This window comes from Ilumatobacter sp. (assembly GCF_046290335.1).
Lineage (GTDB): Bacteria > Actinomycetota > Acidimicrobiia > Acidimicrobiales > Ilumatobacteraceae > Ilumatobacter_A.
On the sequence record NZ_JBKAGH010000001.1, the window covers coordinates 1,656,868 to 1,682,399 of the forward strand.

Annotated in this window: 10 protein-coding genes and 1 tRNA gene; 10 read left to right on the plus strand and 1 reads right to left on the minus strand. The window is 68.4% G+C overall.

The window, feature by feature from the left end:
* Positions 1-99: 99 nt before the first annotated feature.
* From ACE37B_RS07445 to ACE37B_RS07460, 4 genes are all read left to right on the plus strand, one after another.
* The gene (locus tag ACE37B_RS07445; protein WP_409922642.1) at positions 100-15,402 is read left to right on the plus strand and encodes an SdrD B-like domain-containing protein; all 15,303 of its coding nucleotides are present in this window, start codon (positions 100-102) and stop codon (positions 15,400-15,402) included.
* A 164-nt stretch (positions 15,403-15,566) separates the two neighbouring features.
* The gene (locus ACE37B_RS07450; protein WP_409922643.1) at positions 15,567-16,121 is read left to right on the plus strand and encodes a hypothetical protein; all 555 of its coding nucleotides are present in this window, start codon (positions 15,567-15,569) and stop codon (positions 16,119-16,121) included.
* Positions 16,122-16,182: 61 nt separating this feature from the next.
* On the plus strand, positions 16,183-17,019 hold the full coding sequence (rsmA, locus tag ACE37B_RS07455) for a 16S rRNA (adenine(1518)-N(6)/adenine(1519)-N(6))-dimethyltransferase RsmA (protein ID WP_409922644.1): 837 nt from the start codon (positions 16,183-16,185) through the stop codon (positions 17,017-17,019).
* On the plus strand, positions 17,016-17,846 hold the full coding sequence (locus ACE37B_RS07460) for a 4-(cytidine 5'-diphospho)-2-C-methyl-D-erythritol kinase (RefSeq protein ID WP_409922645.1): 831 nt from the start codon (positions 17,016-17,018) through the stop codon (positions 17,844-17,846). The genes rsmA and ACE37B_RS07460 overlap by 4 nt, the downstream gene beginning before the upstream one ends.
* A gap of 57 nt (positions 17,847-17,903) precedes the next feature.
* Here the strand turns inward: ACE37B_RS07460 and ACE37B_RS07465 are convergent, their stop codons facing one another.
* Positions 17,904-17,996, minus strand: coding sequence for a 30S ribosomal protein bS22 (locus ACE37B_RS07465; RefSeq protein WP_015442868.1), 93 nt, complete (start codon positions 17,994-17,996; stop codon positions 17,904-17,906).
* A gap of 97 nt (positions 17,997-18,093) precedes the next feature.
* Between ACE37B_RS07465 and ACE37B_RS07470 the strand changes: the two genes are divergently transcribed.
* From ACE37B_RS07470 to mfd, 6 genes are all read left to right on the plus strand, one after another.
* Positions 18,094-18,164, plus strand: a tRNA-Gln gene (locus ACE37B_RS07470).
* A gap of 116 nt (positions 18,165-18,280) precedes the next feature.
* On the plus strand, positions 18,281-19,366 hold the full coding sequence (locus tag ACE37B_RS07475; protein WP_409922646.1) for a bifunctional N-acetylglucosamine-1-phosphate uridyltransferase/glucosamine-1-phosphate acetyltransferase: 1,086 nt from the start codon (positions 18,281-18,283) through the stop codon (positions 19,364-19,366).
* A 93-nt stretch (positions 19,367-19,459) separates the two neighbouring features.
* Positions 19,460-20,449, plus strand: coding sequence for a ribose-phosphate diphosphokinase (locus tag ACE37B_RS07480; protein WP_409922647.1), 990 nt, complete (start codon positions 19,460-19,462; stop codon positions 20,447-20,449).
* A gap of 167 nt (positions 20,450-20,616) precedes the next feature.
* On the plus strand, positions 20,617-21,270 hold the full coding sequence (locus tag ACE37B_RS07485; protein WP_409922648.1) for a 50S ribosomal protein L25: 654 nt from the start codon (positions 20,617-20,619) through the stop codon (positions 21,268-21,270).
* Positions 21,271-21,294: 24 nt separating this feature from the next.
* Positions 21,295-21,915 carry an aminoacyl-tRNA hydrolase gene (pth, locus tag ACE37B_RS07490; RefSeq protein WP_409922649.1) on the plus strand — a complete coding sequence of 207 codons (621 nt, stop codon included), beginning with the start codon at positions 21,295-21,297 and terminating at the stop codon, positions 21,913-21,915.
* Positions 21,916-22,004: 89 nt separating this feature from the next.
* Complete coding sequence (gene mfd / locus ACE37B_RS07495) at positions 22,005-25,508, plus strand: transcription-repair coupling factor (protein WP_409922650.1); 3,504 nt, start codon at positions 22,005-22,007, stop codon at positions 25,506-25,508.
* The last annotated feature ends 24 nt before the right edge of the window (positions 25,509-25,532 follow it).

The following is a 25,532-nucleotide window of genomic DNA, read 5'->3' on the forward strand; positions in this document are numbered from 1 at the left end:
CGCACGATCGGGTCGCTGTGGCGACGCGTCTGTCGGCCACTGATCGGGTGGCACGAGCCATGTCTCAAGTTCTCGTCAACACTTGCCGAAAACTTGATCGTGCCTTCTCCTGTTCAGCAGCGCTACCGATCCGCCGGACGTGTCGTCGTCGCAGCCGTCATCGCGCTCGCCACGCTCCCCATCGTGCTGCTGTCGTCGTCCCTCCCAGCAGCGGCCGGTCCTGCGCCGGTGTTCAACATGTTCATTCCGTTCACCGAGCAGTCGATCTCCGACGGCTTGTTCTCGATCTACCCTCCCGGCACACCGAGCAACGTCGTGACCAGCCAGATCACGCTGACCGTGGCGGCCGACAACGCGATCGTCTACTGGGATCACTGGGAAGACGACTACGAGACCGACATCGCCAATCCGATCGCCGGCACCAGCACCGAGGTCTGGGGAGACGGCGACATCTCGAACGGCGCCGCGCCAGGCGTGACGAGCAACGGGGCGGACGTCCTGAACGGCGGCGACGTCGTCACGTTGCAGAACAACGTGCCATTGCCGCGCGACCCGGCGACGATCCTCTACGACGGACGCGACAAGGTGTCAGCGACTCGAGGCATCGTCATCACTCGCGCCGGGTGGGACAGCGCGCTCGGCACCGTGCACGCCGGTGCGGTCGCAGCGTCCGACCTCTCTCGTTACGGCACCGAGTTCGACATCCCGATCGGTGAGAACGTCTTCTCGAACCAGGCGTTCGAGTACACGGCGATGTCGGTGCAGGCAAGCGACGATTCGACCGTGATCGACATCGACACCGACGGCGACGGTGCCGTGGACGTGACGAGCACGATCGACGCGGGCGAGACGGTCTACATCGACGGCGGCATCAACGCCGGGGCGAAGGTGCGCACGTCGAAGCCAGCACAGGTCCATCTGCTCACCGGCGATGTGAACTCGGCCGTCTCGGGCCGTTGGTACGAAGTGTTCCCGCAGGAGGTTCTCGCCGACGAGTACGTCGCTGCCGCTCAGACGACCGACGCTGCCAACCCGGTCACGATCTTCGTCCACAACCCGAACGACTCGACGATCGACGTGGCGGTCGACGCGCAGGGCACCTCCAACGACACCACGTTGTCGATCGTCGCTCGCGGCACGGTGCCGTTCAATCTCCCGGCGGGGTCGGGAGCCCAGTTCGCGTCGCTCGGCGGCGAGACGTTCAGCGCGATCTCGGCGACGGTCGCGCTGGCAGGCCAGACCACCGCGTTCGACTGGGGATACACCCTCGTTCCTGCGTCGCTTCTCACCTCCGGTGTCGTGGTCGGTTGGGGCGCCGGCAACCCGAGCGGAACCGAGAGCGCGAGTCCCGTCTGGATCGCGCCGCTCGACGGCACCGATCTCCACGTCGACTTCGACGGCGACGGCAACGTCGATCAGATCCTCACCGGTGTTCAGCAGTACGAGAGCGTGACGATCGGCGATCCGAACGACTTCGACATGACCGGTGCTCGCATCTTCTCACCGACGGGTGTGTTGCTCTCGGCGGCGTGGGGCCAGGACCCTGCGGTGGCCGATCCGGTCAATGCGTATGACCTCGGCACCGCCGTGCTCCCCAGCACGTCGCTCGTGGTGACCAAATCGGCGCAGCTCGTGATCGACCAGAACGCAGATGGACGCGTCAACCCTGGCGACACGCTCGAGTACACGATCCGTGCGGTCGATGCCGGCGCGCTCGCGATCACCAACGTGATCGTCAGCGATGATCTGCCGAGCACACTGGTCTACGTCCCCGGCACGACGACGGTCGACGGCGTACCGATCGCCGATGACACGACGGGCTCGACGCTCTTTCCGATCGACGAAGGCGGCGTGAACGTCGGCGACCTGTTGCCAGGTGAGGGTGTCGACGTGTCGTTCCGCACGCAGCTGGCGGATCCGTTCCCGATTTTCACGACGCAGGTTCGCAACACCGCGGTCGTCTCGTCCGACACCGACACGTCGCAGGCGACGGCGATCGTCCAGGTCGTGATCCCGGATCTCTACATCGCCAAGTCGTCCGAGGCAACCGGACCGCTGATGCCCGGACAGCAGTTCACCTACGACATCGATGTCGCCAATATCGACATCGCGACACAAACCGGCGTCGCCATCACCGATTCCCTGCCGGCTGAGGTCAGCTGGGTGTCGACGTCGGTGACGCGCCCGATCGACGATCCCGCCCCCGGCGGCACGATCAACGCGACAGACGCGTTCACGACGGTCGCGTACACCAACGACAGCGCCGACTGGAACGGCCCGTGGGTGGAGACCGACGCGGCTGGAGGCGGCGCCTCGGCCGGCAACGTCCGGATCGTCTCGAACCTCGGCAGCAACCGGCTGCTCCTCGAAGGCGCGAATTCAGCGGCCACCCGAGTCGTCGACGCGACCACCCGGACGAAGGTGCAGCTCGAGGTCCTGTTCCGTCGCGAAGGCTTCGAAGCCACCGACTTCGTGTCGTTCCAGATCTCGAACACGGCGGGGACGTCATGGATCGAACTCGACCGCTACGAAGGAACCGCCAACGACGGCGCGTTCCTGGCCGCGACGTACGACCTCACACGCTTCAGTGGCCAACCGATCCATCTGCGTTGGATCACCTCACCGGGCTTCCAGGTCACGAACGATCGCTTCTACCTCGACGACATCGACGTGGAGTTGACTCGCCGCATCGACGACACGGTGCCTGGCGCTGCACCACCGAACATCTTCTCCGGCGGCGAACTACTCAGCGGCGAAAGCCTCACCGCCTCGGTGACGGTGCAACTCGATCCGGCCATCGACCCCACCATCGACTCCATCGTCAACTCGGCGAGCACGGTGAGCACGCAGAGCCCGTCGCCCGTGTGGTCGAACGCGATCGACGAGATCGCTCGTGGGTCGATCGGCAACCTCGTCTGGCACGACCTCGACGGCGACGGCACACGAGACGCAAGCGAACCCGGCCTCGGTGGCGTCGCCGTGTCCCTCGCCGGCAACAGCGGTGTGCTCTCGACGGTCACGGCCTCCGACGGCACGTACCGCTTCGACGATCTCGATCCCGGCACCTACACCGTGTCGGTGTCCGCCGGTGTGCCGGCTGGCATGACGGCGACGCACGACCTCGACGGCGGACTCGACGACACCGCGAGCCGCGTCGTGACGTTCGGCGAGACCGCGACCGATGTCGACTTCGGCTACGCGATCCCCGTCACCCTCGGCGATCGCGTGTTCGCCGACCTCGACGGCAACGGCGTCGAGAACGGGGCCGATTTCGGTCTCGACGGCATCTCCGTGACCATCACCGGCCCATCGCATCCGACGGGCACGACGGTCGTCACCTCCGACGGAACGTGGTCGGTGGGCGGTCTGCTGCCCGGCACCTACTCGGTGAGCGTCGACACCAGCCCGTTGAGCATCGCTGCGTACAGCACCACCGGCGGCGACACCGACACGCGCGTCCTGACCTCGGGCGCTGACGATCTCGACGCCGACTTCGGCTACGTGATTCCAGCGTCGCTCGGCGACCTCGTGTGGCACGACCTCGACGGCGATGGCACCCGCGATGCCGGCGAACCCGGCCTCGCCGGCGTCGAACTCACGATCACCGGACCCGGCCTGCCGGCGGGTGGCATCACCCGCATCACCGACGCAAACGGATTCTGGATCGCCGCCAACCTCGACGCCGGCACGTTCACCGTGACGGTCACTCCCGGCTCCGGTGATCTGCCGCTCGGCTTCGATTCGAGCACCGGTGGCTACAGCCAGACCGTCACGGTCGCGACCGACGGCATCGTCGACACGGTCGACTTCGGGTTCTACACGCAGGCGACGATCGGCGACCTCGTGTTCGAGGACCTCGACGGCGACGGCGTGCGCGACGCCGGTGAACCCGGGATCGACGGCCGGACCGTCACACTCACCGGCACCGGTCTCCCGGTCGGCGGCATCACGACGACGACATCCGGCGGCGGTGGCTACTCGTTCACGGTCGAACCCGGGACCTACGACGTCGAGGTCGACCTCGCAGGGCTTCCCGCCGGCACCGCCGTGACCCTCGACGGCACCACGGCGCCGTTCACGGTCGCCTCGACCGACGTGATCGACACCGCCGACGTGGGCGTCGTGTTCCCGGCGACCTTCGGCGACCGCGTGTGGCACGACCTCGACGGCGACGGCACACAAGATGCCGGTGAACCCGGCCTCGACGGCATCACCCTCACCCTCACCGGCGGCACCCTCCCGGCCGGTGGCATCACCACCACCACCGACGGCACCGGCAGTTACCTGTTCTCCGACCTCGATCCCGGCACGTACACGGTCACCCTCGACACCGCCACCCTGCCCGCCGGCTACACCCTCTCGACCGGTGCCAACACGGCGACGCGCACGCTCACCTCGGCGACCACCGCGACCGATGCCGACTTCGGAGCGTCGACCACCGCCGGCATCGGCGACCGCGTGTGGCACGACCTCGACGGCGACGGCACACAAGACGCCGGTGAACCCGGCATCGACGGCATCACCCTCACCCTCACCGGCGGCACCCTCCCGGCCGGTGGCATCACCACCACCACCGACGGCACCGGCAGCTACCTGTTCTCCGACCTCGACCCCGGCACGTACACGGTCACCCTCGACACCACGACCCTGCCCGCCGGCTACAGCAGCACGATCGGCTCCGACACGCGCAACGTCACCCTGCTGTCGGACACCGACGTGCTCACCGCCGACCTCGGCTACGCGACGACGGCGACGATCGGCGACCGCGTGTGGCACGACCTCGACGGCGACGGCACACAAGACGCCGGGGAGCCCGGCGCGGTCGGGGTGGACGTGACGATCACCGGTCCGTCCCATCCGACCGGCACGACGATCCAGACCGGCGCCGACGGTGCCTACGAGTTCGACGGACTCGCTCCCGGCACGTACACCGTCGTCGTCACCGGTCTGCCCGCGGGTGCGACCAGCACGACCGGCGGGTTCTCCACCTCGATCACCGTCGAATCAGCCGAGGTGGTCGACACCATCGACATCGGCTACGCCGTCCCGGCCACGATCGGCGACCTCGTGTTCGATGACCTCGATGGCGACGGCACCCACGACACCGGCGAACCCGGCATCGACGGCGTCACCGTCACGATCACCGGCGGCGACCTCGCGGTCGGCGGCGTCTCGGTCGATACCGCGGCCGACGGCAGTTACACCTTCAGCGGCCTCGCTCCCGGCACCTACACCGTCACGATCACGATGACCGATCTCCCCGCGGGCGCCGTGCCGACGCTCGGCGGCACGTCACAGGTCGTCGTCGTCACGTCAGGCGACGCGATCGACACCGTGGACTTCGGCAGCTTCGTGCCGGTCACGATCGGCGACCTCGTGTTCGACGACCTCGACGGCGACGGCATCCGCGACACCGGCGAACCCGGCCTCGACGGCATCACCGTCACGATCACCGGCGGGGCGCTTCCGGTCGGCGGCCTGTCCGTCGACACCGATGCCGCCGGTGCGTACGCGTTCTCGAATCTCGCACCCGGCACGTATCAGGTGTCGATCGACACCGCCGATCTGGCTTCCGGCTCGACGGTGACGACCTCGTCGTCGATCACCACCACGGTCACGTCGGGCTCCGACGACCTCACGGTCGACTTCGGCGCAGCGGCACCGGCGTCGATCGGCGATGCGGTCTGGCACGACCTCGACGGCGACGGCGTACAGGATTCCGGCGAACCCGGCCTCGACGGCATCGACCTGCTCCTCACCGGAGCGGCGACCGCAAGCACGACCTCCGCCGGTGGCGGCTCGTACTCGTTCGACGGGCTCCTCCCCGGCACCTACACCGTCGCCATCGACGCGGCGAGCGTGCCATCGGGTTTCGTGGCGACCACAGCGACCTCGGCGACCCGCACGATCGAATCCGGTGAACTCGACGACTCCGTCGATGTCGGCTTCGCGTTGCCCGCTTCGATCGGCGATCTCGTCGTCGACGACCTCGACGGCGACGGCATGATCGACAGCGGAGAACCAGGTCTCGGCGGCGTGACCCTCGAACTGAGCGGCCCGGGTGTCGCTGCGGGCACCAGCGTGACGACCGGTCCGAGCGGTGCGTACTCGTTCACCGGGCTCCTCCCCGGCACCTACACCGTCTCCATCATCGCGACCCCTGCTGGCTACACCAACACCCTCGGCGGCGCGTCGCAGACCACGACGATCACGTCGGGAACCGACGACGTCAGCCTCGATTTCGGCTACTACCTCGGCGCGAGTATCGGTGACCGCGTGGTCGACGACCTCGACGGCGATGGTGTGATCGACGCCGGCGAACCGGGGCTGGTGGGCGTCGAGTTGACCCTCACCGGCGGCGACCTGCCACCGGGCGGGATGACGACGACCACCGACGGCAACGGCGACTACGACTTCGCTGGCCTTCCCCCCGGCACGTACACCGTCGAGGTCACCGGCGGCCTGCCCGCAGACGGGTTCGGCACCCTCGGTGTCGGCGGCGTCACCGTCACGGTGGCGTCGGGCGACGACGAGAACGATGCCGACTTCGCGTTCACCCGACCGTCGACGATCGGGGATCTCGTGTGGCACGACCTCGACGGCGACGGCACCCGCGATGCTGCTGAACCCGGCGTCGGCGGCGTCACCATCACCCTCACCGGCGGAGCACTGCCCATCGGTGGCATCAGCACCACCACGGCGACCGACGGCACGTACACCTTCGCCGACCTCGCACCCGGCACCTACTCGGCGGCCGCCGACACCGCGAGCCTCCCCGCCGACGCGGTCGCCACGACGGGTGGATTCACCGTCAACGGCATCACGCTCCAGTCGGGTGACGACATCGACACGATCGACATCGGCTACCGACTTCCGGCAACGATCGGCGACTTCGTCTTCCTCGATGTCGACGGTAACGGAGTGTTCGGTGGCACCGACACCGCGCTCGGCGGTGTCGAACTCACCCTCACCGGTGGCTCCCTCCCGATCGGCGGCATCACGACCACGACGGCCGGCGACGGCACCTACTCGTTCGACGGCCTCGTTCCTGGCACGTACACGGTCGCGGTGACCCTCGGCTCCGGCGACCTCATCGGCACCGAGACCTCGACGACCGGCGGCATCAGCATCGGTGGATTGTCCGTCGTGTCCGGCGACTCGATCGAGACGGCCGACTTCGGATTCGCCGAACCGGCGTCGATCGGCGACCTCGTCTGGCACGACCTCGACGGCGACGGCGTGTTCGATGCCGGCGAGCCCGGCATCGACGGTGTCGACGTCACCGTGACCGGCCCGTCGGGCACCATCGTCTCGACGACGGGCCCGGATGGCGCGTGGGCGGCAACCGCGCTCGCGCCCGGCACCTACTCGATCACCGTCGACACGGCTGGCCTCGATGCCGACGCATTCAGCACGACGCTCGGATTCACCACCACCCGCACGATCGGGAGCGGCGACACCATCACCGATGCCGACTTCGGTGTCGCAATGCCTGGCTCGATCGGCGATCTCGTGTGGCACGACCTCGACGGCGACGGCACCCGCGATGCCGGCGAACCCGGCATCGGCGGCGTCACCCTCACCCTCACCGGCGGCACCCTCCCCGTCGCCGGCATCACCACCACCACCGCAGGCGACGGCACCTACACCTTCACCGGACTCGCACCCGGCACCTACACCGCCACGGTCACCAACGGCCTGCCGGCCGATGCGGTCGCGACGACGGGAGGCTTCACGGTGAGCTCGATCGTGGTGACGTCCGACCTCGACGTCGACACCGTCGACGTCGGGTACCGCCGCCCGGCGACCATCGGCGACACCGTCTACGACGACCTGAACGGCGACGGCACCCGCGATGCCGGCGAGCCCGGCATCGGCGGCGTCACCCTCACCCTCACCGGCGGCACCCTCCCCGTCGCCGGCATCACCACCACCACCGCAGGCGACGGCACCTACACCTTCACCGGACTCGCACCCGGCACCTACACCGCCACGGTCACCAACGGCCTGCCGGCCGATGCGGTCGCGACGACGGGAGGCTTCACGGTGAGCTCGATCGTGGTGACGTCCGACCTCGACGTCGACACCGTCGACGTCGGGTACCGCCGCCCGGCGACCATCGGCGACACCGTCTACGACGACCTGAACGGCGACGGCACCCGCGATGCCGGCGAGCCCGGCATCGGCGGCGTCACCATCACCCTCACCGGCGGCACCCTCCCCGTCGCCGGCATCACCACCACCACCGCAGGCGACGGCACCTACACCTTCACCGGACTCGCACCCGGCACCTACACCGCCACGGTCACCGATCCTCCTGCTGGAGCGGTGAACACCCTCGGCGGCGCGAGCCGAACCGTCACGGTCGAATCCGGCGACGTTCTCGACGACGTCGACTTCGCGTACACCTACCCGGCCTCCATCGGCGACCTCGTCTGGGATGACCTCGACGGCGACGGCACCCGCGACGCCGGCGAACCCGGCATCGACGCCGTCACGATCACGCTCACCGGCGGCACCCTCCCGGCCGGTGGAATCACCACGACGACCGCCGCCGACGGCAGCTACGTGTTCTCCGACCTCGACCCCGGCACCTACACCGTCACCGTCGACACCGCCGATCTGCCCACGAGCGCCGTTGCCACGACCGGTGGATTCGCCGTCAGCGGCATCTCGCTCGAGTCGGGCGATGCCATCGACACGATCGACATCGGCGTCGCCGCTCCGGCGACCATCGGCGACCTCGTGTTCGTCGACGGCAACGGAGACGGCGACCCGAGCGGAGACACCGGCATCGGTGGCGTGACGCTCACGATCACCGGTCCGTCGCATCCCAGCGGCACGACCGTCACGACCGCCGGCGACGGCACCTGGTCGCTCGGCGGGTTGCTCCCCGGCTCCTACGACGTCGCCGTGACCGGCGCGCTGCCTCCCGGCACCTCGTCGTCGACCGGCGGCGACCTCCAGACCGTCGTCGTGGCATCGGGCGACGTGATCGACACGGTCGACTTCGGGTACACGTTGCCAGCCACGATCGGCGACCAACTGTTCGTCGACAACGACGCCGACGGTGTCTTCGGCCCCGGCGACTTCGGCCTCGCCGACGTCGACGTGATCCTGACCGGCCCCGGCCAGCCGGTGACGGGTACGACCGTGACGACCACGGCGGCCGGCGGCTACAGCTTCACGGGCCTCGCACCCGGCGAGTACACGGTGACCGTCGACGTCGCCGACGCCGACTTCCTCGCCGTCTTCCCCGGCGCGACCACGTCGACCACCGGCTCCGATGCGACCACGCTGACGGTCGTGTCGTCCGACGCGATCGATACGGTCGACTTCGGGTGGTTCGCCCTCGGCTCGATCGGCGACGTGGTCTTCGACGACCTCGATGCCGACGGCACCCGCGACGCGGGCGAACCCGGCATCGGTGGCGTCACCGTCAACCTCACGGGTGGCGACCTCGGCCCGACCGGCCTCAGCACGACGACGGCCGGCGACGGCTCGTATCTGTTCGCCGACCTCACGCCGGGCACCTACACGGTCAGCGTCGCTGCGACCGGCGTGCTCGCCGGAACGACTGCGACGACGTGGCCGAACGGATCGGGCGCCGAGCGCACCGTGACGATCGCGTCCGGCATCGACGACCTCAGCACCGATCTCGGCTTCTACATCCCCGCATCGATCGGCGACCTGATCTGGGACGACCTCGACGGAGACGGCGTGTTCGACACCGGCGAACCCGGACTCTCCGGCGTCACCGTCACGATCACCGGCGGCGACCTCCCCGTCGGCGGCACCACCGACACCACCGACGGCGCCGGCAACTACACCTTCACCGGACTCGCTCCCGGCACCTACACCATCACCGTCGACACCACCCCCACCGGCGGCCTCCCCACCGACGCCACCCCCACCAACGGCACCGGCACCACCACCATCACCATCGAATCCGGCGACACCATCGACACCGTCGACTTCGGCTACGTCGTTCCCGCATCGATCGGCGACCTGATCTGGGACGACCTCGACGGAGACGGCGTGTTCGACACCGGCGAACCCGGACTCTCCGGCGTCACCGTCACGATCACCGGCGGCGACCTCCCCGTCGGCGGCACCACCGACACCACCGACGGCGCCGGCAACTACCTGTTCGACGGGCTCGCTCCCGGCACCTACACCATCACCGTCGACACCACCCCCACCGGCGGCCTCCCCACCGACGCCACCCCCACCAACGGCACCGGCACCACCACCATCACCATCGAATCCGGCGACACCATCGACACCGTCGACTTCGGCTACGTCGTTCCCGCATCGATCGGCGACTTCGTCTTCCTGGATCATGACGGCAACGCGACGTTCAATCCGGCCGGTGGTGACACCGCGCTCTCCGGCGTCGACGTCACCCTCACCGGCGGCGACCTTCCCGTCGGCGGCATCACCGACATCACCGACGGCGCCGGCCTCTACCTGTTCGACGGGCTCGCTCCCGGCGACTACACCGTGACGATCACCGGCGGGCTGCCCGCGGGCGCGGTCGCCACCGTGGGCGCGATCTCGACGAGCGTCACGATCACCTCCGGCTCGACCGACCTCACCATCGATCTCGGCGTCACCGTCCCGGTCTCGATCGGCGACCTGGTGTGGCACGACCTCGACGGCGACGGATTCCCCGCCGCCGGCGAACCAGGTCTCGGCGGCATCGACATCGTCCTGCTCGACCTCGGCGGCACGACCGTCGCCTCGACCACCAGCGCTGCCGACGGCAGCTGGCAGATCGACGGCATCCTCCCCGCCGCCTACACGGCCGAAATCGTCTTGGCCAGCGTTCCAGCGGGCTTCACCCCCACCACCGTGGAATCCTTCCCGCTGTCGCTCACGTCAGGAACCGACATCGACGTCGTCGACTTCGGCTACCGGATGCAGGCCACGATCAGCGGCGAAGTGTGGCACGACCTCGACGGCGACGGCTCGATCGACGACGGACTCCCCGCCGACCGCGGCCTCGGGGGCCTGACCGTCACGCTGACCGGCGGCGACCTCCCGGTCGGCGGGATCACCACGACCACCGACAGCGTCGGCACCTACTCCTTCACCGGGCTCGCCCCCGGCGCCTACACCGTCACGTTCACGCCACCGAGCGGCGGCATCTCCACGACGGGCGGCAACACCGACAACGTGACGCTGCTGTCGGGCGACGCGGCGACCGTCGACGCCGGCTACCGCTTCCCTGCGACGATCGGCGACCGCGTGTGGCACGACCTCGACGCGGACGGGATCCAGGACCTCGGCGAACCGGGCCTCGGTGGCATCGACGTGCTGCTGACCGATGAGGACGGCGTCGGGGCGACCGTTCGAGTGACGAGCGATGGCACCGGTGCCTACTCGTTCAACGATCTGGCCCCCGGCACCTACACGGTGTCGATCGATCCGCTGACCGTTCCGGTCGGCGTCGTCTCGGGCGCCCAACTCGCCGCAACGACCAGCGTCAGCGTCACCGTGCCGGTCGCATCCGGCGAGGCGATCGACGACGTCGATGTCGGCTATGCCACGACGGGAGCGATCCCGGCCTGTGTCTTCGACGACGCGAACGGCAACGGCGTCGCCGACGCCGGAGAGATCGCGGTGTCGGGCATCGACATCGACCTCGTGGACGACGGCGGCGCGATCGTCGCCACCCTGACCACGGACGCGAGCGGCTGTGTCACGTTCCCCGGTGTCGCACCCGGCACGTGGACGGTCCAGCCGAACCCCGCCACGTTCCCCGCCGACACGAGCCTCACGACCGCGTCGACGTCGACGGTGACGATCGGTTCCGACGAGGCGGCGCCGTCGTCCGACTTCGGACTCGTTCGCCCCGCCGCCATCGGCGATCTCGTCTGGCACGACCTCGATGCGAACGGTCTCCGAGACGCAGGCGAGCCCGGGCTCGGCTCGGTCGACGTGGTGCTGTCCCAGGGCGGCACGCCCGTGGCAACCGCCACCACGCTCGCCGACGGCACCTACTCGTTCAACGGACTCGCTCCGGGCACCTACACCGTCACGGTCGACGGCTCGACCCTCCCGCTCGGCGCGTCGACGGGCGGCGCCTTCGTGGCGACCGCCGGTTCCACCACGTCGTGGACGGTCACCCTGGTCTCCGGCCAGATGGTCGCCAGCGCCGACTTCGCGTTCCACACGACCGCGGTCATCGGCGACCTCGTGTGGCACGACCTCGACGCCAACGGTCTCGACGACGACGGTCCGGCCACCGACCCGTGGCTCGACGCCGTCGTGGTCGAACTCGTCGACCCCGACGACGGCTCCGTCATCGCGACGACCACCACCTCCGACGGCTCGTACCTCTTCGCAGGCGTCGCACCCGGCACGTACCAGGTGCGAATCGACACCGCCACGGTCCCGGTCGGCTACTCCTCGACGACCGGCAACAACCCGACGACGCTCACCGTGCAATCCGACGAACTGGTCGACGACGTCGACATCGGATTCGCAGCCCTCACGGGCGGCTCGATCGGCGACGCGGTCTTCCACGATCTCGACGCCGACGGGGTCCGCGATCCCGGCGACCCCGGGCTCGAGGTGACCGTCGAACTCCTCGACGACAGCGGCGACGTCATCGACAGCGAGACGACGACGAACGGCGCGTACCTGTTCACCGGGCTCGCTCCGGGCGACTACGAGGTACGGATCGTTGCCTCGTCGGTGCAGCCCGGATACACGACGACCACCGGCGGCAACTCGCGTGCGGTGACGCTCGTGTCCGGTGAGGCCGATCTGAGTGTGGACTTCGGGTTCGCCACGACCGCGACCCTCGGTGACCTGGTCTGGCACGATCTCGATGCCAACGGGCTGGACGACGACGGCCTGCCGTCGACGACCGGGCTCGCCGATGTCACCGTCGAGTTGCGCACACCTGGTGGCGTCGTCGTGACGTCGACGACCACGGCCGCCGACGGATCTTGGGGCCTCACCGCTGCACCAGGCGCCTACGACGTCGTCATGGTTCCAGCAACGTTCCCGATCGGAACCGGCTCGGGTGAGCAGATGACGCCGACCACTCCCGCCACGTTCTCGATCGTCGTGCAGTCGGGCGAAATGCGCACCGATCTCGACGTCGGCCTCACGACGACGGCCACGGTCGGCGACCTCGTCTGGGACGACATCGACGGCGACGGACTTCGCGACGCCGGCGAGCCCGGCTTGCCCAACGTCATCGTCCGAGCCATCGGCGACGCGACCGACCAGACCGCCACGACCAACGCCGCAGGCTTCTACACTTTCGCCGGGCTCGCACCCGGGTCGTACAGCATCGACGTCGACGCCGGGAGCCTTCCCAGCGGCGCCGTCCGCTCCTCGGCCGCCGGACCGGTGCTCCTCGTGCTGCGATCCGACGATGTGATCGACACCGTCGACTTCGGCTACGTCCAGCCGGCCTCGATCAGCGGACTGCTGTTCCTCGACGACGACGGCGACGGCGACCAGACCGGCGAGACGGGCCTTGGCGGGCTCGACGTCGACCTGCTCGACGCGGCCGGCCTCGTGATCGACACGACCACGACCAACCCCGATGGCACCTACGCCTTCGATGCGATCGTGCCCGGTGACTATCGGGTGCGTCCGATCCTCCCTGTGGACATGGTGTTCACCGTGCCCGACGCCGTCGACGATGCCGACGACTCCGACGTGCTGCCCGGCGACGGGCGCACCGCTCCGATCACGATCACGAGCGGCCTGGCCGTCGTCGACGTCGACGCCGGCGCCTACCGACTGGCGACGATCGGTGACCTCGTCTGGGTCGACCTCGACGACGACGGCGTGCTCGACGACGCGCTCACCGGCCCCTCGGCGGGCATGGAGTTCGGCCTCGGCGGCATCGAGGTCTCCGTGTTCGACGCAGCGTTCGGCGCGGGCGGCGCCTTCGTCGGTGCCGTCACGACCGCTGCCGACGGAGCCTGGACGCTCGATGTCGCTCCCGGGACATATCTCGTGCGTATCGACGTGCCCGTCGGATACGGACCCGGCGTGGCGGGTTCGGAGATCACCGTGTCGGTGACCTCCGGCGTGCTCGCCCTCGACGCCGACCTGCCAGTCGTCCCGATCGGCAGTATCGCTGGCAGCATCCTGCACGACCTCGCTGGCGACGGCACGGTCGGCCCCACCGATCTCGGCCTCGCCGACGTGGTCGTGAGCGCCACGTGGACGACGCCGGACGGCGACCTCGTCGTGACGACGACCACGACCGCCGCCGACGGCTCCTACGGCTTCAGCGGGTTGCCTCCCGCCGAGGTCACCATCGACGTCGATACCGCCACGCTTCCCGACGGCCTCGTCGACCCGACGCTCGACCCCGACCCGGTGATCGACCTGACGACGGTCGTCACCGTGGCCGGCGCGACGATCGACGGTGTCGACTTCGGCGTCAACGGCACCGCCCGTCTCGGCGACAACGTCTTCGTCGACCTCGACGACAACGGGGTGCTCGACGCCGACGAACCCGGCGTGCCCGGCGTGACGGTCGTCGCGATCGTGGAGACGGCCAACGGCACTCGGGTGTATCGCACCGTGACCGACGCCGACGGCGCCTACGAGTTCACCGGTCTCCCCGCGGGCGACTACGTCGTGTCGGTCGACCTCACGACCATCCCCGCCGGCATGGTGGCAAGCATGACGAGTGCCACGTCGACGTTGAGCATCGGCGGCGACGACGACACGCTCGACTTCTCCCTCGTGCTGGTCGACGGACCGATCGCGGTCGACGATCAGGCGACGACGACACTCGACACGCCCGTGACGATCGAGGTGCTGGCGAACGATCAGGTGGTCCCGGCCTCGTCGGTGACCGTGACCTCGGTGACGGCGCCGACCAACGGAACGGTGGTCGTCGACGGCGACGGTGTCGTGACCTACACGCCTGACCCCGGCTACGTCGGCACCGACACGTTCGACTACACGATCTGTGACCTCGACACCTTGGCCGCCGTCGGCGACACCCCGGCGACGCGCGACGCGCTCTGCGACACGGCCACGGTGACCGTCGTGGTCACCGCTCCCATCCCAGGTCCGCCCGATACTGCGACACCGACCACGACACCCGCCACGACGCCCGGCACGACACCCGGCACGACGCCCGGCACGACACCGGGCACGACACCCGCCACGCCTGTCACCACGACGAGTGGGCCAGGTGGCACGACGGCCACCACTGCGCCGGTGAGCACGACGACCAGCAACACCAGCACGGAGACGACCGGCAGCCCACGACCGCTGCCGACGACCGGTTCCGAGCTCGGCGGGGTCGAACGTGTCGGCGCAGGCCTCCTGCTGCTCGGTGCGATCCTCCTGCTGGTCGGACGCCCTCGACGGCGCTCCGAACCTGCCAACTGGCCGCCGCCGACCGTCTGATCACCACCGTCCGGTCCGGTGACCGATACGCGACCCTCGGTCGCCTGCCCGGCTGCGGCCCGAGCCTCCCGATACGATGGATCAGCGCTCACGGGCCGACATCAGCGCCAGCATCTCCACGGCGCTGCCACCACGCCCGCACTGCTCGACGACCACTCACTCCCATGCACGACACCGACCGACCCCGCTTCTTCCTCGCGATCGTGGTGACACTCATCGCCGTCCCTGCGTTCTTGCTGATCAGCCGTGACAGCGACGGCGAACCAGGCGATGACACCGTTGTGGCAAGCGATTCGGTCGACGACTCGGTCATCAATCCGATCCCGGCGGCGAGCGACATCGCTGCGCCGACGAGCAACGAATCACAACTCCCTCCGCTCGACGCCCCCGACGGCGATCCGATCTTCATGGACGGGCCCGTTGCCGACTCCAGCGGCCGAACGGTTGCGATCGCCGTTCCCGCAGCTCCTGCCATCGAACCGGTGGTACTCGCGGCCACGTTCCGCAGCACGGTGCCGGGGACGCGCTCGTGCATCGTGCGCGGGATCAGCAGCAACCGAACGGTGACGGTACGCAACCTCGACAACGGCCGATCGATCACCTGCGTGACGATCGTCGCACCGGCATCTCAGGTCGAGGACATGATCATGCACACCGAGGCCTTCGAACAGCTCGCCGACCTCACCGAAGCACCGATTCCGGTCGAAGTCCAGCAGTGATGCACGGCGTCGCAGCGATCCGCCGTCAGCAAGATGATCCGTGCAAGATGATCCGTGCAAGATGACGCATTCCCGACCAGCGATCAGAGAACTGCTCGACGAGCACGGCCTCGCCCCGCGTCGAGACCTCGGTCAGAACTTCGTCGCCGACCCCAACACGGTGCGGCGCATCGCCGATCTCGCTCGGGTCGGCCCCGGCGACCACGTGGTCGAGATCGGCGCCGGGCTCGGTTCGTTGACACTCGCCCTCGCTGAAACAGGTGCGGCGGTCACCGCCGTCGAGGTCGATCGGGGCGTCGTGCCGCTGCTGCGCGAGGTCGTCGCCGACGCCGCCAACGTTCGCGTCGTCGAGGCGGACGCGATGACGATCGACTGGACCGAGCTCCTCGATCCGCACGTCGACGGAGGCTGGACCCTCGTCGCCAACCTGCCGTACAACGTCGGCACACCGCTCGTGTGCGACGTGCTCGACGACGTCCCCCACGTCACCCGCCTGCTCGTGATGGTCCAGCGAGAAGTCGCCGAACGCTTCGCCGCGTCACCGAGGACGAGCGCCTACGGAGCGATCAGCGTGAAGGCGGCGTACTGGGGCACCGCCCGCATCGTCGGGCACGTTCCGGCCGCGGTGTTCTTCCCCCGCCCCAACGTCGAGTCGGCCCTGGTCGAGATCACCCGGCGCTCTCCTCCCGACGCCGCGCCCGACGCACTCTTCGGGCTCGTGAAAACGGCATTCGGGCAGCGACGCAAGATGCTGCGCAAGTCGTTGGCAGGCATCGTCGACCCCGATCAGTTCGTCGCCGCCGCCGTGGCCGAGACCGCTCGCCCCGAAGAGCTCGACGTCGACGCGTGGGTGCGGCTCACGCACGCGACCGCTGACGATCGCGGCGCCGGCACATGAGCGCGACACCGGCTCGGCTGCCCGAGGAACGCAGCGAACGCACACCGGACGAAGCCACCCCGATCGAGCTGCGCGCGCACGCCAAGCTGACGCGGACGCTGCGCATGACGGGTCTGCGTGACGACGGCTACCACCTGATCGACGCAGAGATGGTGAGCCTCGCGCTCCACGACGTGCTCGTCGTCGACCCGGCCCGCACCGGTCTTGCGGCAACCGGCCCCTTCGCCGCCGGGATGCCGACCGACCACTCCAACCTCGTGGCGAAGGCGCTGCGGTTGATCGGCGCCGACGCCCACGTGACCATCGACAAACGGATCCCACACGGCGGTGGACTCGGCGGCGGATCGACCGATGCCGCCGCCGTGCTGCGATGGGGCGGGTTCGGCACCAACGATGCGGCCCTCGTCGAGGCGTCACGGCTCGGCGCTGACATCCCGTTCTGCATGGTCGGAGGACGCGCCCGCGTCACCGGGATCGGCGAGATCATCGAACCGCTGCCTCAGGTCGATCTGACCATCACCCTCGTCATCCCGCCGCTGGCGGTGAGCACCCCCGCCGCGTATCGAGCATGGGACGACCTCGGAGGACCGACCGGCGACGGTCCCAACGACCTCGAGGTCGCCGCGATCACGGTCGAGCCGCGGCTGGCGTGGTGGCGCGACGCGATAGCGGAGCGCACCGGCACAGCGCCGGTGCTCGCAGGCAGTGGGGCGACGTGGTTCGTCGACGGCCAACGCGACGACGCCCTCGCCGATCTGGTCGACGAGGGCGCTCGGTTGGTGGTCACGACGACCATTTCGTCCGTCTCGTCACCGTTCGACCTGTGACGACCGAACGATCACGCGACGACCTCAGGCCGCAGTTGACGTGAACTGTGTTGGTGATTACTTGCGACGCTGGTGACGCGTGCGGCGGAGCATCTTCTTGTGCTTCTTCTTGCGCATGCGCTTGCGACGCTTCTTGATCAGAGAACCCATAAGGCCGACGACGCTATCGTGCGTGCGACGGCCCGCCACCCGCGGTACGGTGGCGTCTAGGTGTTGTCGTGGCCAAACAGGTCGACGGCTGGCCCGATCCCGGGTCGTCTAATGGTAGGACAGCGGTTTTTGGTGCCGTTTGTAGGGGTTCGAATCCTCTCCCGGGAACGCTCACACCGACGACAGAACACCTGGGGTCAGGCACCAGGCGTTGATCGGCGTTCGAATCCTCTCCCGGGAACGCTCAGGCGAAGGTTGTCCGACGCTCCACTAGCCTCGCGAGCATGAGTGTTTCCGCGATCGTCTTGGCGGCTGGCGAAGGAACGCGTATGCGTTCGGCCCGACCCAAGCCGCTGCACATGATCTGCGGACGCTCGATGGTGCTCCACGTCATCCACGCGCTCGAGAAGCTGCAGCCCGAACGCACGGCGATCGTCGTCGGCCACGGTGCGGAACAGGTCACCAAGAAGGTGCAGGCCATGGCGCCCGCCTGGGCCAACGTGGCCTTCGTCGAGCAGGTCGAACAGAACGGCACCGGCGACGCCGCCGCGATCGGCATGACCGCCTTCGACGGCGACGACTACGACGACGAGGCCACCATCATCGTGTTGCCGGGCGATGCGCCGCTCCTTCGTACCGAGACCCTCGACGAATTGGTGGCGACACATGTCGCGAACAGCAACGCAGCGACGATGCTGACCTCGGTGATGGACGACCCGACCGGATACGGCCGGGTGATCCGCAAGAAGGACGGCCAGGTCCAGCGCATCGTCGAGCAGCGCGATGCGTCCCCCGACGAACTCGACGTCCGCGAGGTGTGCACCTCGATCTATGCGTTTCGCCGCGACCTGCTCGGCCCGGCGCTGCGCACCCTCACGACCGACAACTCGCAAGGCGAGTACTACCTGACCGACGTGATCTCGGTGCTCGCCTCGATGGGGCACCGAGTGGGATGTGTGCAGGCTCCGAGCGAGGAAACGCAAGGCGTCAACGACCGCTGGCAACTCGCCCTGGCCGAACGCGAGTTGCGGGCGCGCACCAACCGACACTGGCTGCTCAACGGCGTCACGATGCTCGATCCACGCCAGACCTTCATCGACGTGACGGTCACGATCGGACGTGACGTCACGCTCTATCCGGGCACGATGCTGCAGGGTACGACGGCGATCGGCGACGGCTGCGAGATCGGACCCGACGCTCGACTCGTCGACTGCGCGATCGGCAGCGAAGCGACCGTCACCCACACGGTCGGCCACGACGCCGAAGTGGGAACGGGCGCCAACGTCGGCCCGTACGCCCATCTGCCAGTGGGCTCGTCCGTCTCTTCGAACACGGTCACCGGCGCGTTCTACACTGCTCCTGGCACCTAGCCACGGCGGGCGGCGCTCTCCACACCCACGACACCCCCAAGACACCACCCCCACGACACCGGCCAGGTCTCGAACCAGGTCAGAAGGTTGCACATGGAAAAGGTCACCACGAAGCGGCTTGCGATCTACACCGGTCGTACGCATCCTGCGTTGGCGCACGAGGTGGCAGCCCATCTGAACATCGACGTCGGCCACGACGGCCTGATCGAGTTCGCCAACGGCGAAGTGCGCTGCAGCTTCGGCGAGTCGGTGCGCGGGACCGACGTGTTCGTCATGCAGACCCATTTCGGCATCGACGACCGCTCGGTGAACGACTCGATCATGGAGCACCTGATCATGATCGATGCCGCGTCTCGCGCATCGGCGAAGCGGATCACCGCGGTGTGCCCCTTCTACGGCTACGCCCGCCAGGATCGCAAAGCGGCAGGCCGCGAACCGATCACGGCGCGTCTCGTCGCCGACATGTTCAAGGCCGCCGGAGCGAAGCGGATGATCTCGATCGATCTGCACTCCGGTCAGATCCAGGGATTCTTCGACGGCCCAGTCGATCACTTGACCGCGATGCCCGTCCTCGAGCAGTACGTCCGCGCCAACGCCTCCGAGCCCGTGATCGTGTCGCCAGACGCCGGACGCATCAAGGTGGCCGAGCGGATGGCACAGCACCTCAACGACTGCGGCGCCGATCTCGCGTTCATCTACAAACGGCGACCGAAGGGCACCACCAACGTGGCCGAGGCCGCTGAGGTGATGGGTGACGTCGAGGGCCGCATCTGCGTGCTCACCGACGACATGATCGACACCGGCGGCACGATCGTCGCTGCCGCGGAGTTGTTGATGAAGCGCGGCGCGAAAGAAGTGTGGGCGATGGCGACCCACGGCCTGCTCTCGGGCCCGGCCATCGACCGGCTCAAGAACGCACCGATCGAGCGGATCGTGCTCACCAACTCGCTGCCGTTCCCACCGGAGAAGCAGCTGCCGAACCTCGAGGTACTGTCGATCGCGCCGCTGATCGCCGAAGCGTTGAGTGCCGTGTTCGACGACACCAGCGTCAGCGACATCTTCGACGGCGAAAACCTGGCCTGACGCACCGCCACGCGCATCGCCGGCGGCTGTGTAGCTGCCGCCCGGCGCGCATGTTGAGGTCGTGACGCGCGGCGATAGCGTTGCCGCCTGCTGTATTTCGTACGGCGGCACTTGGAGATGATCGGATTCTCCAGGCACCCGTCGCAACCGTTTGGACAACGATCACCATGACTGAGACCATCCTCCACGCTGAATCCGGGCGCACCACGGGGAGCGCCGCGACTCGCCGCTTGCGGGCCGAGGGCAAGATCCCCGGCGTCGTGTACGGCCACGGGATGGACCCGGTGAGCATCAGCGTCGACCGCCGTGAGCTGCGCCAGGCCGTCTCCGGTGGTGCCGGCATGAACACGATCATCGACCTCACCGTCGATGGCACCGTGTACCCGTCGCTGATCAAGGACGTGCAGCGCCACCCGGTGCGCCTCAACATCGCGCACATCGACTTCATCCAGGTCAACCTGAACGAGGAGATCGTCGTCAGCGTGCCGATCCGTCTCGACGGCGAAGCGAAGGCCGTGTCGAACGGCGGCGGCCTCGTCGACTTGTCGATGAACGAACTCGAAGTCGCGACGACCCCGCGCAACATCCCCGACGAGATCATCGTCGACATCGCCGACATGGACATGGACACCGTGATCCGCGTGGAAGATCTCAACATCCCAGCTGGCGCCAAGGCGACCGCGGACCCCGAGGTCCCCGTCGTCACGGTGCTCACGATGCGCACGCCGGTCCTCGACGCCGAGGAGGCTGCCGCGGCCGAGTCCGCGGACGCCGGCGCAGCCGACGACTCCGCCGCTGCGGGCGACGACGCCGACAGCTGAGTCTGGCGCCGAACTGAGCCTGCGATGAATCTCTTCGGGCGAGCCGGCAAGGGCTCCCCGTTCGACTGGCTCGTCGTAGGGCTCGGCAATCCGGGCGAGAAGTACGCCCGGACTCGCCACAACGTCGGAGAAGAGGTCGTTCGCCTGCTCGCGCAACGCCGCGACTCGACGCTCAAGGGTGGGCGTGACAACGCGCTCGTCGCCGAGACCCGCTTCGCCGGGCCCGACGGAGACGAGCGTGTGGCCCTGGCGTTCCCGATCACCTACATGAACGAATCCGGTCGTGCCGTCGGCGCGATGGTGCGGCGATATCGGATCGAGTCACCCGACCAGATCATCGTCGTGCACGACGAACTCGACCTCCCACCCGGCGAACTCAAGGTGAAGGTCGGCGGCGGATTGGCCGGTCACAACGGGCTGCGTTCGATCACCCAGCACGTGCACTCGCAGGAATATCTGCGGGTACGCATCGGCGTCGGCAAACCCGACTCCAAGCACGTCGGCAAAGTGCATGTGCTCGCCCCGTTCCCGAAACGCCAGCGCGAGTTGATCGACACGGTGATCGTCGACGCTGCCGACGCCGTGGAGCGAATCATCGCCGACGGCGTCAACGCCGCCATGCAGCGCTACAACACCAAGCGTTGACCGCGCGCGTCGCCCGCGACCGTCACGAGCGCCACACGGCACAGGTGGCATCGTCGCAATCACGAGCGAGCGCGCTTCAATGGGCCCAGATGACCACTGCAGCGCCCATCGGCGACGCCAGGACGATCCCCGCCAGCCCCGACGCTGCAACCGGAGCCGACCAGCCCGACGTGAACGAATCCGTCGCCGGGCTCGCCTCGCTGGCGCCGCTCCTACGCGCCGAACCCGGACTCACCCGGGCGCTGTCGGATCCGTCGGCGCGGCTCGCGGTCGTCGACGTCGCTCGACCGATCTCGATCGCCGCGTTGTCGAAGCTGTCGAACCGCCGACCGCTGGTCGTGGCATGCCCGACCGGCACGATGGCAGCGCAGCTCCACGACGACCTGAGCCAGTTCCTCGACGATTCCGAGCTCGTCTTGTTTCCCGGCTGGGAGACGCTCCCGTTCGAGCGGGTCAGCCCGAACGTGGAGACCATGGGGCAGCGCCTCGACGTACTGTGGCGGCTGCGCGATCCCGAGCGCTGTCCGAGCGTCATCGTCGCCGGCGTGCGGTCGCTGCTCCAGAAGCTCGGCCCCGGAACGATCGACGTCGAGCCGATCGTCGTGGCACCGCGAACGGAGATCGACCCGGACGAACTCGTGCAGACGCTCGTCCAGTTCGGCTACCGCCGCGAAGAGCTGGTCGAGCACCGAGGTGAGTTCGCCCGACGCGGCGCCATCATCGACGTGTTCCCCGCCCGAGCGCACGCACCGATCCGCATCGATCTCTGGGGCGACGAAGTCGACCGACTCACCCGCTTCAGCGTCAACGATCAACGCTCCACCGACGACCTCGACCTCGTGCACATCTTCCCGGCGAGGGAACTGATCCCGTCGGAAGCCGTGCGAGCAAAGGCGGCCACGCTCGTCGCCACCGAGCCGTGGGGGCGCGAACAGTGGGAACGCCTCGCGGAAGGCACGCATTTCGATGGCATGGAGTCCTGGCTGCCCTGGCTCGTCGACGACGACGTCCTGCTCACCGACATCCTCCCCGGCGACGCGAAGGTGCTGCTGATCGAGCCACGGCGGATGCGCGATCGAGCCAGCGACCTGCTCGCCGAGGAGGACGACCTCGCTCGCACCCTCGCATCGACGTGGGCGCGTGACCCCGACAAGACGTTCCCCCGACTGCACGCAGACCCCGATGTGCTGCTCGCCGGTGCCGGTTCGTTCTGGTCGATCGACTCGACCCCCGAGTCGCCCGACACCCCGCTGGTCTCAGCGATGGGGTGGGGCCCCGTCGTCGGCGACGGCAGCGGACTCACCGACCGACTGCGCGACCTGATCGCCGACGGCTACCGCGTCGTGGTCGCCGCCGACGGCGAGGGCTCGGCACGCCGCATCAAGTCGCTGCTGCTCGACCAAGGACTCGACTTCCCGATCCGGCCCGTCACCGACCACAGCGACATTCCGCCGGGTGGTCGCATCGTCGTCGCGCCGCTGCACCGCGGCGCGACGCTGCCCAACGCGAAGATCGCGATCGTCGCCGAGGCCGACCTCACCGGCCGTCGTCGCGCACACCGCAAGGCCCGGCCGCGCAAACGTAGCGATGCGGCGAGCACGTTCGAAGACCTCACGACCGGCAGCTACGTCGTGCACCATCAGCACGGCGTCGGCAAGTACGAGGGCATGGTCAAGCGGGCGATCGGCGGCGTCGAACGCGACTACCTGCTGCTCAGCTACAAAGGCGGCGACAAGCTCTACATCCCGTCGGATCAGATCGACACGATCCGCCAATACGTCGGCGGCGAGGCGCCCAAGCTCCACAGGCTCGGCGGGTCCGATTTCGCCAAGACGAAGTCGCGCGTCAAGTCCGAGGTGCGTCAGATCGCGCAAGAACTGGTGCTGCTCTACCAGCAGCGGGTCACGGCACAGGGGCACCAGTTCGCGCTCGACACCCCGTGGCAGGCCGAGATGGAAGAGGCGTTCCCGTTCGTCGAGACGGTCGACCAACAGCGCGCCATCGACGAGATCAAGGCCGACATGGAACGCGAGTTCCCGATGGACCGCCTCGTGTGCGGCGACGTCGGATTCGGCAAGACCGAGATCGCGATCCGCGCCGCGTTCAAGGCGATTCAAGACGGCAAGCAAGTCGCGGTACTCGCGCCGACCACACTGTTGGCCACCCAGCACGGCAACACCTTCGCCGACCGGTTCGCCGGCTTTCCGATCCGCGTCGAGGTGCTCTCGCGCTTCTTGACGCCCGGTCAGGCGAAGAAGGTCATCGCCGACGTCAAATCCGGAGAGGTCGACTGCGTGATCGGCACGCACCGCCTGCTCGGCGCCGACATCCACTTCAAGGACCTCGGCCTGTTGGTCGTCGACGAAGAGCAACGGTTCGGCGTCCAGCACAAGGAGAAGATGAAGAAGCTGAAGACGAACGTCGATGTCCTCACCCTCTCCGCCACGCCGATTCCTCGCACGCTCGAGATGTCGCTGGTCGGTATCCGCGACCTCTCGTTGCTGCAGACCCCGCCCGCCGAACGCCAGCCGATCCTCACCTACGTCGGCGAGTACGACGAGCGCGTCGCGATCGAGGCGATCCGCCGCGAACTGCTGCGTGAAGGACAGGTCTTCTGGGTGCACAACCGGGTGCAGTCGATCGAGACCGCGGCGCGCCGGCTTCGCGAACTCGTCCCCGAGGCGCGTATCGCCATCGCGCACGGGCAGATGGACGAGGGTTCGCTCGAAACGGTCGTGCAGGAGTTCTGGGACGGCGAGTTCGACGTGCTGGTCTGTACGACGATCATCGAGTCGGGGATCGACATGCCGGCCGTCAACACGCTCGTCGTCGAACGCGCGGACCTGCTCGGGCTGGGCCAGATGCACCAGTTGCGCGGACGGGTCGGGCGCTCGGGCCAGCGCGCGTACGCCTATCTGTTCCACCCGCGCGACAAGACGCTCACCGAGGAGGCCTACGAACGCCTCCGCACGATCGGCGAGGCCACCGAACTCGGCTCCGGGTTCAAGATCGCGATGCGCGACCTCGAGATCCGCGGCGCGGGCAGCCTGCTCGGCGAGTCGCAGTCGGGCCACATCGCAGCGGTCGGCTACGACCTGTACTGCCAGATGGTCACCGAAGCGGTGAGCGAGATGAAGGGCGAACCGCTGCCCAACCAGCCCACCGAGATCAAGCTCGACGTGCCGACCGACGCGTTCCTGCCGAACGACTACGTCGCGAAGGAAGAGCTGCGCCTCGAGGCCTATCGCCGCCTCGCCGAGGTCACCGCGCAGGTGCACGTCGACGACATCCGCACCGAATGGCAGGACCGGTACGGCCCGCTGCCCACCCACGCCGAGGCGCTGCTCCAGGTCGGCTACCTACGAGCCGAGTGTCACCGACTCGGCATCACCGACCTGCAGATCACGTCGTCCGATGCTCGGATCCAGCCGATCGAGCTCAAGATGAGCGCCACCCTTCGACTTCGGCGCCTCTCCAAAGGCGCGAAGTACAAAGACGACCTGTCGCAACTCGTGGTGCCGCTCCCGCGCGGCAAGGACGCCGCCACCTACCTGGTCGGCTTCCTCCGCGACCTCGTCCCCGTCGAGGACTGAGATCAGCCCCGAGCGGCGGGTAGC

Bases quoted from the DNA above. Each gene is read 5' to 3' on its own strand.
- ACE37B_RS07450 (WP_409922643.1), top strand. From the start codon at position 15,567: ATGCACGACACCGACCGACCCCGCTTCTTCCTCGCGATCGTGGTGACA.
- mfd (WP_409922650.1), top strand. From the start codon at position 22,005: ATGACCACTGCAGCGCCCATCGGCGACGCCAGGACGATCCCCGCCAGC.
- ACE37B_RS07465 (WP_015442868.1), bottom strand. From the start codon at position 17,996: ATGGGTTCTCTGATCAAGAAGCGTCGCAAGCGCATGCGCAAGAAGAAG.
- pth (WP_409922649.1), top strand. From the start codon at position 21,295: ATGAATCTCTTCGGGCGAGCCGGCAAGGGCTCCCCGTTCGACTGGCTC.
- ACE37B_RS07480 (WP_409922647.1), top strand. From the start codon at position 19,460: ATGGAAAAGGTCACCACGAAGCGGCTTGCGATCTACACCGGTCGTACG.
- ACE37B_RS07475 (WP_409922646.1), top strand. From the start codon at position 18,281: ATGAGTGTTTCCGCGATCGTCTTGGCGGCTGGCGAAGGAACGCGTATG.
- ACE37B_RS07460 (WP_409922645.1), top strand. From the start codon at position 17,016: ATGAGCGCGACACCGGCTCGGCTGCCCGAGGAACGCAGCGAACGCACA.
- rsmA (WP_409922644.1), top strand. From the start codon at position 16,183: ATGACGCATTCCCGACCAGCGATCAGAGAACTGCTCGACGAGCACGGC.
- ACE37B_RS07485 (WP_409922648.1), top strand. From the start codon at position 20,617: ATGACTGAGACCATCCTCCACGCTGAATCCGGGCGCACCACGGGGAGC.